The organism is Cytobacillus oceanisediminis 2691, from assembly GCF_000294775.2.
Taxonomy (GTDB): domain Bacteria; phylum Bacillota; class Bacilli; order Bacillales; family Cytobacillaceae; genus Cytobacillus; species Cytobacillus pseudoceanisediminis.
In genome coordinates this window covers 307,385-324,145 of record NZ_CP015506.1, presented here as the reverse complement: position 1 = coordinate 324,145, position 16,761 = coordinate 307,385, and the positions used below count along the sequence as shown (strand labels likewise).

General features: G+C 39.9%; 15 protein-coding genes. All 15 read right to left on the bottom strand.

The window, feature by feature from the left end:
- Positions 1 to 42: 42 nt before the first annotated feature.
- The 15 genes from A361_RS01765 to A361_RS01700 all read right to left on the bottom strand — a co-directional run bounded on the left by A361_RS01765 (position 43) and on the right by A361_RS01700 (position 16,626).
- Positions 43 to 405, bottom strand: a complete 363-nt coding sequence (locus tag A361_RS01765) for a DUF5381 family protein (RefSeq protein WP_019382391.1) — start codon at positions 403 to 405, stop codon at positions 43 to 45.
- Positions 406 to 651: 246 nt separating this feature from the next.
- Positions 652 to 1,203: a DUF5381 family protein gene (locus tag A361_RS01760; RefSeq protein WP_026041749.1), complete on the bottom strand. Its 552-nt coding sequence runs from the start codon at positions 1,201 to 1,203 to the stop codon at positions 652 to 654.
- A gap of 70 nt (positions 1,204 to 1,273) precedes the next feature.
- Complete coding sequence (locus A361_RS01755; RefSeq protein ID WP_009336190.1) at positions 1,274 to 1,822, bottom strand: DUF5381 family protein; 549 nt, start codon at positions 1,820 to 1,822, stop codon at positions 1,274 to 1,276.
- 114 nt (positions 1,823 to 1,936) lie between these two features.
- On the bottom strand, positions 1,937 to 2,488 hold the full coding sequence (locus A361_RS01750) for a DUF5381 family protein (RefSeq protein WP_026041748.1): 552 nt from the start codon (positions 2,486 to 2,488) through the stop codon (positions 1,937 to 1,939).
- Positions 2,481 to 3,293: a hypothetical protein gene (locus tag A361_RS01745; RefSeq protein ID WP_009336192.1), complete on the bottom strand. Its 813-nt coding sequence runs from the start codon at positions 3,291 to 3,293 to the stop codon at positions 2,481 to 2,483. The genes A361_RS01750 and A361_RS01745 overlap by 8 nt, the downstream gene beginning before the upstream one ends.
- A 9-nt stretch (positions 3,294 to 3,302) precedes the next feature.
- Complete coding sequence (locus A361_RS01740) at positions 3,303 to 4,451, bottom strand: glycine zipper domain-containing protein (protein ID WP_236887961.1); 1,149 nt, start codon at positions 4,449 to 4,451, stop codon at positions 3,303 to 3,305.
- Between the two features lie 139 nt (positions 4,452 to 4,590).
- On the bottom strand, positions 4,591 to 4,734 hold the full coding sequence (locus A361_RS29785) for a hypothetical protein (RefSeq protein WP_019382387.1): 144 nt from the start codon (positions 4,732 to 4,734) through the stop codon (positions 4,591 to 4,593).
- A 34-nt stretch (positions 4,735 to 4,768) separates the two neighbouring features.
- A complete protein-coding gene (locus A361_RS01735) occupies positions 4,769 to 5,071 on the bottom strand; it encodes a WXG100 family type VII secretion target (RefSeq protein WP_009336194.1) in 303 nt (100 codons plus the stop codon).
- 195 nt (positions 5,072 to 5,266) lie between these two features.
- A complete protein-coding gene (gene essA, locus A361_RS01730; protein ID WP_019382386.1) occupies positions 5,267 to 5,746 on the bottom strand; it encodes a type VII secretion protein EssA in 480 nt (159 codons plus the stop codon).
- Positions 5,736 to 8,579 (bottom strand): type VII secretion protein EsaA, encoded by a 2,844-nt coding sequence (gene esaA / locus A361_RS01725; protein WP_019382385.1) that lies wholly within the window; start codon positions 8,577 to 8,579, stop codon positions 5,736 to 5,738. The genes essA and esaA overlap by 11 nt, the downstream gene beginning before the upstream one ends.
- Complete coding sequence (essC, locus tag A361_RS01720; RefSeq protein WP_019382384.1) at positions 8,576 to 13,048, bottom strand: type VII secretion protein EssC; 4,473 nt, start codon at positions 13,046 to 13,048, stop codon at positions 8,576 to 8,578. The genes esaA and essC overlap by 4 nt, the downstream gene beginning before the upstream one ends.
- Positions 13,049 to 13,068: 20 nt before the next feature.
- Positions 13,069 to 14,412 carry a type VII secretion protein EssB gene (gene essB, locus A361_RS01715; protein ID WP_019382383.1) on the bottom strand — a complete coding sequence of 448 codons (1,344 nt, stop codon included), beginning with the start codon at positions 14,410 to 14,412 and terminating at the stop codon, positions 13,069 to 13,071.
- Positions 14,413 to 14,426: 14 nt separating this feature from the next.
- Positions 14,427 to 14,666 (bottom strand): EsaB/YukD family protein, encoded by a 240-nt coding sequence (locus A361_RS01710; RefSeq protein WP_019382382.1) that lies wholly within the window; start codon positions 14,664 to 14,666, stop codon positions 14,427 to 14,429.
- A 177-nt stretch (positions 14,667 to 14,843) separates the two neighbouring features.
- On the bottom strand, positions 14,844 to 15,137 hold the full coding sequence (locus A361_RS01705; RefSeq protein WP_009336200.1) for a WXG100 family type VII secretion target: 294 nt from the start codon (positions 15,135 to 15,137) through the stop codon (positions 14,844 to 14,846).
- 490 nt (positions 15,138 to 15,627) lie between these two features.
- Entirely contained in the window at positions 15,628 to 16,626 is a 999-nt protein-coding gene (locus A361_RS01700) for an ABC transporter substrate-binding protein (RefSeq protein WP_019382380.1), read from the bottom strand.
- Positions 16,627 to 16,761: the final 135 nt, after the last annotated feature.

Sequence of the window (16,761 nt, the reverse complement as noted above, 5' to 3'; positions counted from 1 at the left end):
ACCTCACATATGAGAGAACTTGTGAGAACGATTGAATTTAGCTTAATCAATTTTAGGTTCTTTTCTCTCGTACCTTGCCTCTTTACGAAGATGTTCAAGATCTACCTTTCGATCCCAAACCTTTTTTGTATTTTCAGTCATATATGGATAACTGTATTGATCTACAATCATCTCATAATCTAAGTCCCCAAGAAGATTATATGTTCTAATTTTTATCTTTTTATCATGGAATGTTTCAATAACAATGTCATTGATTAAATTTAAAGGGTTTCTTACTAAATTAATATCTCGAATACTACTTATGGGTATCGTATCTTTTTTCGAATGAATTGTCCCCTGTTCTCCCGGGATTATTACAAACAAAACCTTCCCTGGCATTAATCCGGGCAGGGTCCATAAAGTCAAATAAAGATAGAAAGGGATAAATATAATTCCTCCGCCAAGATAAAACAAAGATATTTAGAATTAAATTTCAGCCCATGTATTATTAAAAAAATACATGATGCTAAAAATCCTATTGTAGCCAAAAACCTCCAAACATACATGACTTTAGAACTTCTAAAATTACCGGGCCGCCCTTTTCCTGAATCATAGACACGCTCCTTTGATCCAGCAAGTCTAAAGTAAAGAAACTTCAAACTTATAACACATCTATTCTATCTTATGATCCCGCCTTACATAATTATCCTCTTTCCTTAACTTATCAAGATCTATTTTCCGATCCCATACCTTTCTGGAATTTTCAGTCAAATATGGGAAAATGAATTGATCAACAATAATCTGAAAATCGCAATCATCTAGAAGGTTATAAGTTCGAATCTTTACCTTTTTATCATCATAGGTTTCAATTACAATATCGTTTATAAGATTTAGTGGGTTTCTGACTAAATCAATATTACGAATATTTTTTATTGGAACTTCTCTCCTGTTAGCTTTAACAGTGCCATTTTCTCCAGGAACAATTGAAAATAGCACTTTTCCAGGAATAAAGCCAGGCAAACTCCACAGATTGAGATATAGCATGACGGGAGTAAAGACAAGTCCTCCTCCAAGATATAGAACAGAGTACTTTGAATTGAATTTCAATCCATGAATGATTAAGAAGATACACGCAAGCAAAAATCCAACTGTAGCCAAAAACATCCATACATACATGAACTTAGAACCTTTTATGATTACCGTTTCGCCTTTTTTCTGAATCATTGACAAACAATATTCACCCCTTTGAACCAAGCAAAGATACTAAAGAAGAGAGATTCCACACATAAAACCATTATTCAGCCTTTGGTCCTTGCCTCTCATAATTAGCTTGCTGCCGAAGATTCTCCAGATTTATTTTTCGATCCCAAACTTTTTTTGCATTTTCAGTCATATAAGGATATATATATTGGTCAACTATTATCTGATAGCGAAAATCACCAATCAGGTTATACGTGCGAATTTTAATTTTTTGATCATTGAATGTTTCAATAACAATATCATTAATTAAATTCAATGGATTCCTTACAAGATCAATGTTTCGTATGTCCTTAATTGGAACAATACCTTTTTTTGATTTAATCACACCATTTTCTCCGGGTGTAATGGACAGCAAGATTTTACCCGGGATTAAGCCTGGTAAATTCCAAAGTGTGATATAGAGATAAAAAGGAGTGAAAATTATCCCTCCGCCAAGATAGAATAAAGAATATTTAGAGTCAAACTTCAATCCGTGAACAATTAGAAAGATACAGGCTATTAAAAAACCTACAGTAGCAAGAGACACCAAAACATACATGATGTTTGAACTCTTTATTGTTATATGATCTTTGTCTTGAACCATCGATATATAATAATCCCCCTTTAGATTTGAGACAAATAAAAGGAGTCACTTTTTTCTCTCCCCTTGAGAAAGCCCTCTCTTATGAGAGGACTTGTTAGACAGATTCAATTTATCTTATTCAATTTTAGGTTCTTTTCTCTCGTATCTTGCCACTTTACGAAGACGTTCAAGATCTACCTTTCGATCCCAGACCTTTTTTGCATTTTCAGTCATATATGGATAAATGTATTGATCTACAATCATTTCATAATCTAAGTCACCAAGAAGATTATATGTTCTAATTTTTATCTTTTTATCATTGAATGTTTCAATAACAATGTCATTGATTAAATTTATAGGATTTCTAACTAAATTGATATTACGAATATTACTTATAGATACCGTACCTTTTTTAGCATTAACTGTTCCTTTTTCTCCCGGGAGTATTTTAAACAAAACCTTTCCTGGCATTAATCCAGGCAGACTCCAAATAGTCAAATAAAGATAGAAGGGAGTTAATACGATTCCTCCGCCAAGATAGAGGAAAGAATATTTAGAATTAAATTTCAGTCCATGTGTAATTAAGAAGATACAAGCAAGTAAAAATCCTACTGTAGCTAAAAACATCCATACATACATGAACTTAGAACTTTTTATTAATACAGCTTCTCCTTTTTTCTCAATCATGGACAAGAGGAATTCCTCCTTGGACAGAATTGTTAAATAATAGGTTTCTAATAGATGTCTCGTCTGCCCTTTGAATATTTAAATCTAAGTTATCGTCTCTTGTAATCATCCAGAAGTCCAATTTCCCAGGAACAATAAAAATTAGGTCAATTAAATCGGGATTTTTTGCAGAGTCATATTTAAGACTAAGTAAGCTATCCATTCTTCCTTTTCTATTGGAAATATCTTTTAAAAACTCAAATGAGAATGAACCATTAACCCTATTTTCCCACTTTTGAGCAGTAGATTCAGACAACGAATCCGATTCACTCATATCACCTAGGAATTCTTCAAATTCTTCATTCTTCAAACTAAAAAGCACTTCATCCTGTAAAGGCAGCTTGCTAATATTGAAGAAACCTTTAATACTTGTTATTATATTTTCTGGTGTGGATTTGGTAATATAATGTACTTGATGGTCATGCAATAACTTATGAAGATAAACTTCCCCATTTCCAAAATGAAAAGATATGTTTTCTTCCCCTCCGAACTTTAAATCAAATCTAGAAGCTTTAACCGTCTTCTCCGCATTACTCAGAATATTAATATAAGACTTGTAGTTCTCTTTTAATCTATATTGATTATTAACCTCTACGGCCATATCTTTTGCCAGCAAAGAGCGAGCCGCAAATTCCAGCATTAACTTCAATTCGGAATCTTGAAGTGAAGGAAAATACGTTTCTTTCATAGATATTCCTTCTTCATATAATCCTTCACTATAAAATGCAAAAATTAGTTCCTCAATACTTAATTGAATGGTACTCATATTGCCTCCTTAAAAAAACGATAATTTTTTATCTAAAAACCCTTTTGCTCCATCTAATAAAGATCCAGCTGTCTCCTTAGCCTTTGACAGCCCTTTTCCAATATCTTTAATTTTCCCTACCGGATCAGACATTGTTTCTTTAATTTGTTTATTGACAATATCAATACCCTTATTTGCTGCTTCAACAGCTTTTCCAGCTTTCTCAAACCCACCTTTAAAAAACTCGACTCCATGGTGTAAAGGTTCCTTAATAAGGATAGCACCCTTTTCAGCAATTCCAGCAGTTAATTTAGCAGCTTTCTCTCCAATAATTCCACCAACGAATGAACCTGCAGCTGCACCCACAACTGTTCCAACCGGTCCAACTAAACTACCTAAAGCTCCTCCTATTACTGCACCTGTAATTGCTCCTCCTGAGATAGCTACTGTATTATTTACAGCATTACCAATCGCTTTAGCATTTTCACGCTTCAAAACATCCGGGTTATTTCCGTACTTAGCATAGTTCTCTGAAATTTTAAGCCCCATTCCTCCGACTTCCATTGCACCGGTTAAAACAACTGTACTTAATGCATTTGTTTTAGCGAATTTGGCACCAGTACTAACAAAAGATTTAAACGTAGTTGGATTAAAAGTTTTATATTTAATTTCATCAAAAAAGGCTCTGGAGCTACCCGCAAACTTCGCCACATCATCCGGTAGATATTTAGCAATTTTTCTATGAATTAAATCCGCAAGTGGTAAATCTTTATACTTACTTCTCAAATATAATGGACCCAGGAACGCTCTTGCCATCGTTCCCAACTTTTTAGATTCATCAATTTTATCTGTTACCTTCTGAAGGGCCGCCATATGTTTATAGGTAAATACACCATCAGCATCCTTTATAAATTGAGTAAAGCCCAACCCGTAAAAAGCAAGCTGTTTTGTCATCAATGCTCCGAGGGCTGTTACGGCACCATATTGCTCATATAGCTTATACAACTTACCGACCAGATTATCTGCGTCAGCAAATTTATTCGCGACCATTCTCAGGTCAATCTCCATTTCACTGAGCTGCCCAACCAGCTGATTACCAGTACCCCAAGGATCCCCTACATGATAGAAGCAATGCCTATATTCCGCCGGAGCGCTGTTAATCAAATCTGCAAGCTCCATATGGAGGTTTCTGTATTCGTCTTCAACTCTGGACAAACGAGTAACCAAGTCATTTGCCAGGTCTTCCAGGCTATCTGGATTGACAGATATTTCATTTCCCATTTCAATACCTCGTTTCTTTTCGGATTAGTTCTTCTAACTAAATTAAATTAATTATTTGATACCCAACTATTAATACTTGAATTGGCAATATAAAAAGGTCTGCACATCCCGGCACCGCTTCGCCATCATATCTTTTATTCTTGTCATAAGAACCTTTTTTCTTCTCTTCATTATTAGACATAAAAAACCCATCCAATCTTTACATTCTTCAATTATTATTTTTCCTTAAGCCTTGCCAATCTCTCTAATTCTCTTTGTCTTTCAATTTCTTCTCTGACTCTGTCAACTTCATTCGCAGCGCTTTCCAGTTCTCGGCTGATGTTATAAAGGTTATCAGAGTGCCTTTGGAAGAGGACACCTGCTTCTTCCAATGCGGAATCAAATTTGTCCCGGGCTTTGCCTTTCCATTCATCTGCATGGTTTTGGACACTTTGCTTTAGTTTGAATTCCTCTGTTTTAATATCATCTGAAGCTGTCTGAAATACCCTTGCCAGGGCTCTTACATGTGATGAGTTCATTTTGACACCTCATTTTAAAAGTTATTCTATCCAATAATTTAAAAGTCTCGTCAGCTGGCTATTTGGCCAGACTTTTTCATCCCTAATTCTTTATTCTATTTTTTAGAGGCCAATTATTTGAGGAGAGTTTGCTGAAGAATTTGGTTGCAGTATTTATGTACATGTCTCCAAACCGGAGACATGTACGGGAATTATTCAATTGTCGGCCTGCTTTGCCATCCTCGGTATGAGGAATCCCATAATCACACCTATGGCAATGATAAGCAGAATAATATAAAGATAGATTAATTTGTTATCTTGTTCAGTTGGAGTTTGCTCCTCCGCCTTCAAAAAGCTTTCCTGTTTAGAATCGGAAAAAAGCTGAAGCTGGTCTGCTTTTGCGGTGATGGTATTATTAGTGGTTTCACCGCCATCAAAAAGCTGATCCTTCACTTCCTTCAAAGGATCCAGGTTCTTTTTTGTAAAAGTAAGATCCTTTTGTTCTTCGGGGATCTCTTTTTTATTTTCATAAAGCGATTTTTCATGCAAGTAATCGGTATTCTCTTTGAATTCCTTTTTTTCATAGGTATTCGGAGTTAAGTTATCAAAATCAGGGGTCGCCCCGGCTGATTGGCCAGCTATCAGCCAAATCGCCGGGATCAACAGAATGATTTTAATAAATCTTTTAAGCTTCATAAGCCTGATCCTCATCCCTTTTTGTACGCAGGTCTTTTATCGACCGGACTGCAAATGGAATGATGGCAAGGAAGGCTATGATGCCAAGCAGTATGAGAATAGCCGGAACAAACAGTGATTGCGAATCATACTGGATGGACATATATACCTTGGACATTGGATCTTCATAGTTAATATTCGGTGCTGTAAGAGCCAGGAACGGACTAATGAAGAAGGCAATGAGACCAACGCTCAAAATCCATCCTGCCAGATTGCCGATCTTGAATCCTGCCAGCACAATGGCTGAAGCCGCAGTCAGCAGCAATATGGTGAATATCGTCCACTCAATAGCCCGATCCTGTTCCATTGAGTAAATATTAAGGCCAAATATGCTGATAATCAGACCAACAATAAGATTCAGCAGTACAAACATGGAAGCATGGACAAGCATCGGCGCATTTTTGAAATAATGGCTGAAGTATCCGATCATTAAGCTGCTGAGCAGAACAATGGCCAACACAACAACCGGCGGCAGCTTGCTTTCTTCTTTCTTTGCAGCTGTTTCTCCGCTGATTTGAAGCGGATTGGATAATTGTTCGTATACCGGGCCATTCTTTTGGCCATTCACATAGGTATTACCAAGAAGGTTGTAAATATCATCCCGGAACATCTGAGTCGTCTCTACATTCGAGCCCCACTTGGAATTCAGTGTATCTGCATCCTGCTGGACACTTTGCACCTTTTGCTCAAGCTCGCTTGTATAGGACACGATATTGCTTTGGTTCTCCCCGATGGACCCAACAAGATCATTAATCATCAGCATTCTTTGGCTGATTCCTTCCTGTTTGACCATCACAGAAGTACCGTCGATGCTATCTACAGGAACTGGTGTATTGGTTGAGGCCGTTTGAATTTGCTCCCTAACCGAATTTGCATTTTCCTGCAGAGCGGACAAATCTGTCTCGATGGCTGCTTGCTGTTCTTCAATTTTCTTATTGTATTCTGTGAAGAATGCCGTAAACTGACCTTCGAGGTCTGTCAGCTTTTGCTGAGATGATGGTATTGCTGTGTTCAGGTTATCCCACACCTTTTGTTCTTCCTCATTCACAGCTACTATAGAATTTAATTTCTGTACAAGCTCTTCCACCTTTTCAGGATTTTGACTGTACGAATTTTTTATTAAATCTTCATACTGAATAAGTGAGGCATAATACTCCATCATTTTTACAGGTTTAGTATTCGTAATTTCATTATTAAAAGCAGCTAAGTTAAAACCGAGTTCTATGATTTGCTGTTCTTTCTCCTCTATAAGATTGATCATAGAAGAGAAACTCATTGAAGCCCCAAGCTGATCTAAGAGGCTATTCTTTTCTTCCTCTAAACTTTTATAAGCTGCATCCAGGTTGGTAAGGTCTTCAATTAATTTGGCATTTACTTTCTGAAGTTCCTCAACTATTTTTTGCAGCGGGTTTTCTCCAGAATCCTTCGCTGCCAGTTTTTGCTCTACTGCTATTAGGCGCTGGGATAAAGCAGGTAACACAGTCAAAGCAGAAACAACTTGTTCCGGCTTGGTACCTTCTATCGTCTCTAAAGATGTTTTCAAATTTGTAATCTCTTTTTCAACGCTTAAAATTTCATTTCTTTCCTCTTCCATACCAGGTAAAGATGGGGCTTCTAAACTGGCCGCTGTTATAGAATTAGCTTTGGCTCCCCCAGGATTTTTGTTAGATGCTGTTCCTGATCCTGCACCTGGATTCCCCGGTTGTTGTCCGTTTGATAGCTCTCCTTTTAACAAACCGATAGTTTCAGCTGCTTTATTGAAGGAAGATTCTTCTTGCTTATTGAAATATTCATCTAGTTCCTTATATTGCTCTTTAATTTGCCGATCTACCTCATTTTTTCGGATAGCTGACAAATCTCCAAACTCTTCACTATTCTCTTCAAGCTGCTTTTCCACACTATCAATCCCGCCAGCCAATTCCTGATTCCCCTTATTCAATACACTAAGTGCCTCAGAATAAGTTGGCTGCTGTTTTCCCGCAACAGCTTGAATATTGACTACATTTTCATCCTGCATTTTTTGAAGGATATTTTGCTGATTATCCTGGTATTCTTTATACTGATCTACAAACTTTACAAACGAGCCAAGGTTCTCTTCAAATTGGCTGAGGTTGTTTTCACCCTCAGTAGTGCTTTCAGCAGTAGTCTTCACTGTCGATTGAATGCTCTCCAGCATATTGCGCTGCTGTTCAATTTCCTCTGCCAGGTTCTTTGAACTAGGCTTATAGAAAGCGAGCATTGCATTCTGGAAGTCTATTTCTTTTTGTAAAATGGTATCGAACTGGGATTTCACATTTTCAAGGTCCTGGGATACATAGGTCCAATACAATGTTGAAATCTTTCCATTAACACGGTTGGTGGCAGTCTGGATCTCACGCAGAACCTTTTCCCGGTTCAGTGAGTTCAGCTGGTTCTGCACCGTATATTCAAAATTTGCTTTTTCAGGCTGCTTGCTTTCATAGGACATGATGTTCTTTGAAAAGTTGGATGGAATATAAACGACTGCGTCATACTTGGTATTTTTCAATCCATTCTCTGCAGCACTCCTGCCAATGACGGTCCATTCATACTGTGAACCGTCCTGCAGAATCGATGTAATTTCCTCTCCAAAATCAAGTGACTTCTCTTCCTTGTCAGCGCCTGTATCTTCATTAACAACAGCTATGGTTCTTGTGGCATTCTCCCTGACTAGCAGAGGATTATCGCCAATGGAGCCAAAAAAGATGGCTGGCGCGGCGATAATCAGAAGCATCACCAAAACCATTTTCACGATGTATTTTGTTTTGGCTGTCATGCTAAGACCTTCCTTTCAGTGGCACATAAAGGAATTTGAATTTTTAATTCCTTTCCGTTTATAACGTAATAACCATATCCCGGCTGGATCTCTGCCTCTTTCCGGTCGTATGGAAGGGTAAACAGCGTCTGCTCCGATTTCTTCATCAGAACGATCGCCTGGCGGATCTGTTTGATTTCTGCTGTTAAGGAATCGTATCCTTTTGTCAGTTCATTATTGCTGCCCGTAACGATGACACTAAAGCCCAGATGGCTGCCGTTTTTCATCAGCCTTGCCATTCTTTCCTGCAGACTGTTATCTAATGTCTGCGCAAAACGGGAGTATCCATCCACAGCCAGTACGATTGGCGAAAACTCTATATCGGTCTTGCCATGCTGGATTGCGTTTAGATATTCTTTTTCCCTGAGGGATAATTGTTCTTCCACCTGTGCTGCCCAATCGCTGATCTGTTCCTTTGTCTCGATATAAACCGACTTTTCCTCGCTGGCATAGGATGATAATCCTCTGTCAAAGGAATCGAAAATACCGACGGACTCTGCATCCTGAACAAGCATGTGATTGATCATGAGCTTAAGAACATTTGTCTTTCCTTTTTGGGCCTGCCCCAGGATGATGCAGTGTTTCGTTTTATTGAAGTTCGCATATACAGGTTTTACAGATTCCTCATCAAGGCCAACAGGCACAAGTCCCGGCTGAACAGCTCCATTAGTGTAGCGGGTAAAGTTAATCGTATTAAGCTCTGCTGGAAGCATCGGCACCTCTTCAGGCAGCCTGCAGTCCTTGTATTTCTCTTTCAGTTCCTGGATGTCTTCCCGGATGGCTTCTATAATCTCAAAATCATCCTTGCCATCTGCCGGCAAGAATACCTGTGAGAAATATGCCTCTTCCATTTTAATAATGGCTCTTCCCGGTATAGGCTCAGGTGCGAACGGAACCCTTCCCAGTACGGAGTATGCCTCGCTGCTGTCCATCAAATAATGGACAACCTTCGTTTTAAGGTTGTTCATAAGCGACTGTCTGATCGAATTGATCCGCGTCGCAGCAAAAATCATATAAATGCCGAGTGACTGTCCGTCCCTGGCAATCTGATTGATTTGTGTTTCAAGCTCCTGCATTTCTTCTTTTACTAAATCAAAGTTATCAAATGTGATATATACGAGCGGCAATTTCTCGCTGCTCATCGAATTGTACATCTTAATTCCGCTGACTTCCTGCTGCTGAAACAATAGCTTTCTGCGGGCAATTTCATCCTTGATCAGATTCATGAACTTTTCAATTTTACGTTCTTCATCCATCAGGAAGAAGTCGGCCGTATGCGGCAGCTGTCTTAGCGGAAGAAGTGAGCCATTTCCAAAATCAAAAATATAATAATGGGCTTCTTCCGGAGTTCGCTTTTCGGCAATGCTGAGAAGCATTGTCATAATCGTATGGGATTTTCCATAACCTGAGGAGCCAAATACCCCCACATTACCATCCTCTATGATTTGATAGCTCAATGGATACTGGCTCTGCTTCTCAGGCTCATCCACCATCCCTAAATGAATCTCATGATTCTCTTCAGCGCGGTGGAGCTTCCTGCTTAAACGCCCTTCAAGAGGCGGAAGCCACGGACTTCTAAGCTTTTTAATGCCCATCGAAGACTGTGCTGCTTCAAGTTCCTCCACCACTGCTTCAATTTCTGTTTTTCCGCCTTTTTTCTTTCCTTGGCGTGAATTAACATCCGATAATGGCACAAGGCCCAAGTCGGTTACGATTGCAATTTCATCCTCTGTCTCTGAGGAGTCATCCAAATAAGGCGCCCCGCTCCATGCAGATTGGAAGAGCTCATAGACTTCATTATTGCCGACTTGCAGGTAGCCGCGTCCGGTTACGGTAATAGCTGCTGCATCTCCGTTTTTGATGATCTCCCGACTGTCATCTGTGTCCTGAACCTTTAAAGCTACCCGGAAACGGGCATTGCTCCAGATCTGTTCATCAATGACACCGCCTGGCTTTTGGGTTGCCAGAATTAAATGCACCCCCAGGCTTCGCCCAATTCGTGCAGCACTGACAAGCTCCCTGATGAATTCTGGCTCTTCACTCTTAAGCTCTGCAAACTCATCGGAAATTAAAAACAAATGCGGCAGCGGTTCCTTTGCCATCTTGTTTTTATAAAGGTCTGTGTAATCATTGATGTGATTCACCTGGTATTGATCAAAAAGCCTCTGCCGTCTTTTCAATTCACTTTTGATTGAGGCTAGCGCTCTTGAACTGAAGTTTTTGCTTCCTTCAATATTCGTAATGGTTCCAAGAAGATGCGGCATGTTCTTAAACGGCTGAGCCATTCCCCCGCCTTTGTAGTCAATCAGCAGGAAAGCGACCTCATGTGGATGGAAGTGAACTGCAAGTGAAAGAATATAGGTCTGCAGGAATTCACTCTTACCCGATCCCGTTGTCCCAGCCAGCAGTCCGTGCGGGCCATGCGCCTTTTCATGAAGATTCAAAAGCGACAGATCTTCCTTTCCTTTTAAGCCAATTGGTACCGCCAATGATCTGGAAGACTCTTTTGTAAGCCAATTCTGCTTGATTGGAAGTTTTCCCACTTCCTTTACTTTCATCATTTCCAGGAACGAAACGCTATTTGGAATGGAATTGGTCATTCCAACCTGATGATCAAGCGTTCTTAACAGACGGGAAAATTCCTCATTTCCCTTCTTCTGATGAGCATCGAGCCTAAATGGGATGCTCACGGCCTTTTTGTCCTGAATCAGAATGTCTCCTTCTTCCTGATTGACATATCTGACAAGTGTTTGAATATTATCATGCAGGCTTTCCTTTGAATCAGCTGCAGTAATAACGGAGATCCCCATGTTGGAGTGGTCGCCCTCCAAATACTCCAGAATCACATGATCTGCAATCAGCTGCTGGTTAGTAATGATAAACACCAGATGCGGAGAATACACCTGCTTTTCCTTATTTTCATCCAAATCCCTTTCCCGCAGGATTTCATAAATGGAAGATAACAGCTGATCCCTCGTTTGTTCGTTATATATCAGCCCTTTTGCATGTGCATGCGGCATCTGGAAATGCGGAAGCCATTTCAGCCATTCCCATTTCTTATATTCCTTTTCATTAAAAATAAATACAAACCGTACATCATGATAGCTGTGGAAAAACGCCAGCTGTCCAATGATCTGGTGTATCTCATTCTTAACAACCGACTCTTTTCCGATCAGTCCGATTGGCCCCTTAGCAAGGTCAGCCACGACTGGCACATTTCTAACTTCCTTATAAACTTTTTCCATCTGCTGTGACTGTTCAAGCAGGTCATCAATTTCACGGTTAGCCATATCCCCAGAGCTGACCTTAACTTCATAACTCGCTGGCACATTACCGGTTCCAAGCCTGAACTGCAGAAAATCAAAACTCGCAAGGGGTCTTTCCCAAATCCGGTCGGATATATGGCTTGTGAAATATTTCATTTTCTCAAAAGAGGGAAAGTGGAATTCCAGAACATGCCTCTGCTGGTCAGACAGTGCCTGCAGCTCTTTCCTCTTCTCTTCCAGATAGGCAGTATACACTCGATGTCTGCGCTCTTTCCGCTTCTTTTGATTGCTTTTATCCTTAAAGTACTGAACGGTAGATGTGACTAACGTGGTCATGAACATGACCATTGAAATGATAATAAAAATTCCTCTTGGCTGAATCAGAGCCACGATGCCCATCACGATCAGCATAATCAGCGGCGGCATAATGATCATCCATAACCCCCGATTGGAATCATCAGGCTCCTGTGACGGGAAGGATAGAGAAACTTTCTCATCCGGCATCTCATAGATCATTCTGGGCGTTCGGCGATAGAGCGGATATTTCTTTGCCATCTCTGATTGCGGCCTGATGGTAATCGGAAGCTTAGATTCATAGCTTTCAATGCTGTCGATCTGGAATAGATCCTCTTCTTGTATTCGAATAGACATAAATGGGAAGAACAGCACATCCCCGATTTCAAGAAAAATTCTCTCTACGGCTCTTTTTCCGTTTACATAGAGCTGTCCTGACTGTGGTTCTGCCATCCAGCCGTTATTTGTTTTAATCAGTTCGAAGGAATGGCTTGCATCCATTAAAATGCCGTTCTTTTTATAAATCGATGCTTCTGGGTTTTCCGAGGAAAATTCTATTTGCTTTTGATAGCCAGAATAGTAGGTCTGGCTATTCATATTTTCAGAGGTTACGATTATCGTCAGGGTCTTCGCTTCATCATTTAGCTGGAAGGGTTCCCCGTCATTTAGCTTTCCGAGAACTGACTCATTTTGCCTCACTTCATAGGAGCTGTCGTGCCTTTCTATTGACACAGCCCCTTTTGTGAAAGGGAAATCCCTTATTGTCACCAGCTGTTCAAGCTCTGGGCCTATGGTGATCGTGCTGCTATTTTCAAATGGCATAGACAGCTGCTGGCAGTAATCGCTGTAAAACAACCATAACTGTTCCATCTCTCCACCTCCTGTCTATCTTAATTTGGTTTTGTCTTTGCTGCCTCTTCCTGCTTTTCGGCTGGCTTTTCAGCAGATGTTTCAGCTGCCTTTGAATCTGCAGGCTTTTGCTCTTCTGCAGCCTTCTGTTCAGGCTCTTGTTTTACAGCCTGCTCATTATCACTGCTGTTACTTTGCTCTTCCTGAAGACGCTTCTCCTCTTCCTCCTGAGCTTTCTGTTCCTCTATATACTCATCAATCTCAGCTTGAATTTCGTCAATTTTCTGCTGTTTTTCATCAGATTCAAGACTATCATCTGCTTTGATAACTTCCCGGTATTTAATCAATGCAAATAGAATTAATTCTCTATCCTCAAGATCCCGTGAGATATCGAGAGCTTCCTTAGCATCTCCCCTCCCAATATGAATCCAGTAATGATAGTAAAGAGGATCTGTCTGCAGGGTGATGGTATTTTGGACATTCTCTTTCTGGTCTTCCGTCAATGCTTCATTTATTATGTAAGACTGCGCAAGTTCGTATTGCACGACTCGCGGCATCTGATCAATATCATAATTGGATAATTCAGAAACGACTTCACTATATTGGCTTTTCAAGAAGTGTTCCTGGCTATTAATAAATGCTGCCTGTTTAGGCTGTGTAAAGAAAAGGGAATATAGACTGAAAGCAAGGAAAGGCAATAAAGCTATCAGCAGACCCCAAGCAGAATACCTTGTGGCTTTCCATTTTTTCTGCGGAACCTTAACATATTCCTTATCTTTCTTTTCAAGCATTTCAATATTAGTCCGGATGACTTCTGACAATTCATTTTCATCCTTGGCTTTGATCACACTAGCCGCTGCAGGCGACAGTTCAATGGTTTCATGGAGTCTAAGGTAATCCCGGAAGGAATGCTTTCCATCTACAGCAGCTGCAACGGTCGCTTTCAATTCCATCCAGAGTTTTTCATGATTGGCTTCATAAGGCGGAAGGCTTTCTTTCACACCATAGTGAAGCAAATGCGGCGACAGGCTTTCATCAGCCACTAAATTTTCCGGACAAACAATGAGATGCAGTCTGGTATATGGATGACTTTTCACAAGCTTGAGGAGCTGTGAAGAAAAGATCCATCTGCTTCTTTGGTCTTTCTTTTTTAATTTGGAAAAGGTTAAATAATTTGAGGGAATTTGCAGGACGAGGCGCAGTTCATCCTCTGTTAAATGGACATCCCTTTTTATAGCTGAATCCATAGCTTTGAGCAATTCCAATTCCGCAGCAGCATCAGCTTTTATTTTCTCTCTTTGAAAAAGAATGGTAAGGGATTGATGATCTGTTTCGACAACCGCTTCAAGCTGCTCTTCAAGGTAGGTTTGACTCTTTTCTGACATTTTTTAATGCTCCTTTATAAAATTTCGAAACGGTCCCCAGTGGTAATCCCCTTTTCTGCCAGCTTATCGTTTCCTGACAGAATCATTTGCTTGTTAGGAATTCTGACCCAATAGCCTTCCCGGGGCGGCTGAGGAATCGACTTAGCTTGCCAAACAATATCAACTACTTTTTTAACAGAGTGATAGTTAGATAGACGGAGATCAAAAGGTTCAACTTCATAATTTTTCAGATCAATTGTTAATTCTATGTACATATTCAACACCCCACTAGAAAAGCGCAAGCGCCTCGATCACCCTCGACACCTCGAGGGGGTAGGCGCTGGAGCTAGACAAATTACCAAAGTGAAAATTTGCTAATTTAGTACAAAAAAAGAGCGCTTTTCATCTGATGAATGTAGCGCTCCTTCTCCACTTTATTGATTCAGATGAAATTAGCCGCGGATTTGGCCAGCAATCTGGTTATCAGCATCCTCAAGAGCTCTTGCAGTATTATTAAGCTGAACAGAGATATCCTCTAATAATTGCTGCATTTGAACAAATGAAGGTCTTAAAGATTGGTATTGTTCAGCAAACGCTCTGCTTGCTTCCCCTTCCCATGCACCTTCCAGTTCACGAATCATATTATCCAAACGGACAATCTGATCCCCAACCTGGCTGCTTTCTCCATTATAACGGTTAGACATGCCTACTAATTCTGCTGGTGTAACGCGAATAACTCCTGACATTCAAATCTCTCCTTTTCAATAGGTTACTATTATTGTAAAAATACACAATTAAAAGGTCAATTACTTACTTGCAAAAAATAACAAAACAGTTATTTATACCCACCAATACCCAATTTCGAGATACTTAAACCAAAATTGGTATTTTTTTCATAGGTTTTTTCTAATTTTTTGTTATTCACTCATTTTAAAATTCAAATTTTCTACCTTTTTATTACTATCATGGCAGTCAAAACTCGTCAAATCGCTTGAGTGGCCTTGTCGAATTATGTCTGTGGTTTTATTCCTATTAATCTATAAACCCCCAATTGTATTTTATAGGCAGAATTACCTTATTATTTATATTTTAATTAAACTTTGTTGAGCCCTTTTTTTTCCTAAAATCACCCTTCCGGCTTTTGTAGTTCTTTTGAATCATTTTCAAGAAAAAATTTCCGTGTTCTTAAAGCAAAAAAAAGATACAGCTGAATCGCTGTATCTTTTAACAACCTATTTATTCCTCAACCACCTTAGCATCCTTCAGCATTTCATCCGTTAAAGCGACTCCCTGCTCCTCAGCTGCTTTTTTGTTAATCACCAGCTCAAGACTTTCAGGGTAGCCAACAGGAATCTCACCAGGCTTTTTGCCTTCAAGGATATCAACGGCCATTTGGCCAGTAGAGTATCCAAGATCATGATACTCAAAACCATAGGAAGCAAATCCGCCCCGTTTAACCGAATCGCTTTCTCCAACAAATGCTGGAATGTCTTTCTCATTGGCTACGTTCAGCACAGATTCAAGGGCAGATACAACTGTATTGTCCTTAGGGATGTAGAACACGTCAGCACGGCCTACTAAGGATTCTGCAGCCTGCTTTACCTCGGAGCTTGTTGAAATAGTCGTTTCAACCGCTTCAAGTCCTGCTGCCTCGATGGCTTCTTTCGCATGCTTAACATTTACTACTGAGTTTGGCTCCCCATCATTGTAGATGATGCCGACCTTCTTGGCTTCCGGTACAAATGTATTAATGGAGTCAATCGTTTTTTTGATGGCATCCGGATGTGTATCAGATGTACCCGTTGCATTCCCGCCTGGCTTTTCCATGCTTTCCACAAGCTCAGCACCAACAGGATCAGTGATGGCTGTAAAAAGGATTGGAATATCCTTTGTGGATTGCACAACGGATTGTGCACTGGCAGTCGCGATAGCAAGAATCAAATCATTCTTGTCCGCTACCAGGTTCTGGGCAATGGACATATTATTGTTCATATCCCCCTGGGCGTTTTGGAAGTCGATTTTAAGATTTTTTCCTTCTTCATAACCAGCATCTTTCAATGCGGCAATAAATCCCTCTCTCGCAGAATCCAATGATGGGTGCTCCACAATTTGCGTGATCCCGATTTTTACGGTTTTCTTTTCTGACGATTCCCCGCTGGTTTCCTCATTTCCTGATCCACAGGCAGCCAGCATTAATAATGCGCTGCTTGCTAGGATGGCTAACATTTTCTTCATCCAAATATCCCCCCGACAGTCATTCAGTTTTTAAAATTTTTATAATATTTTGATATTAACACGTTTAATAAGTAGGTAACAATAGCTAATCCCACTTTTTGTTAGATAAATTGACATTAACAGTTTTAGAAGGCT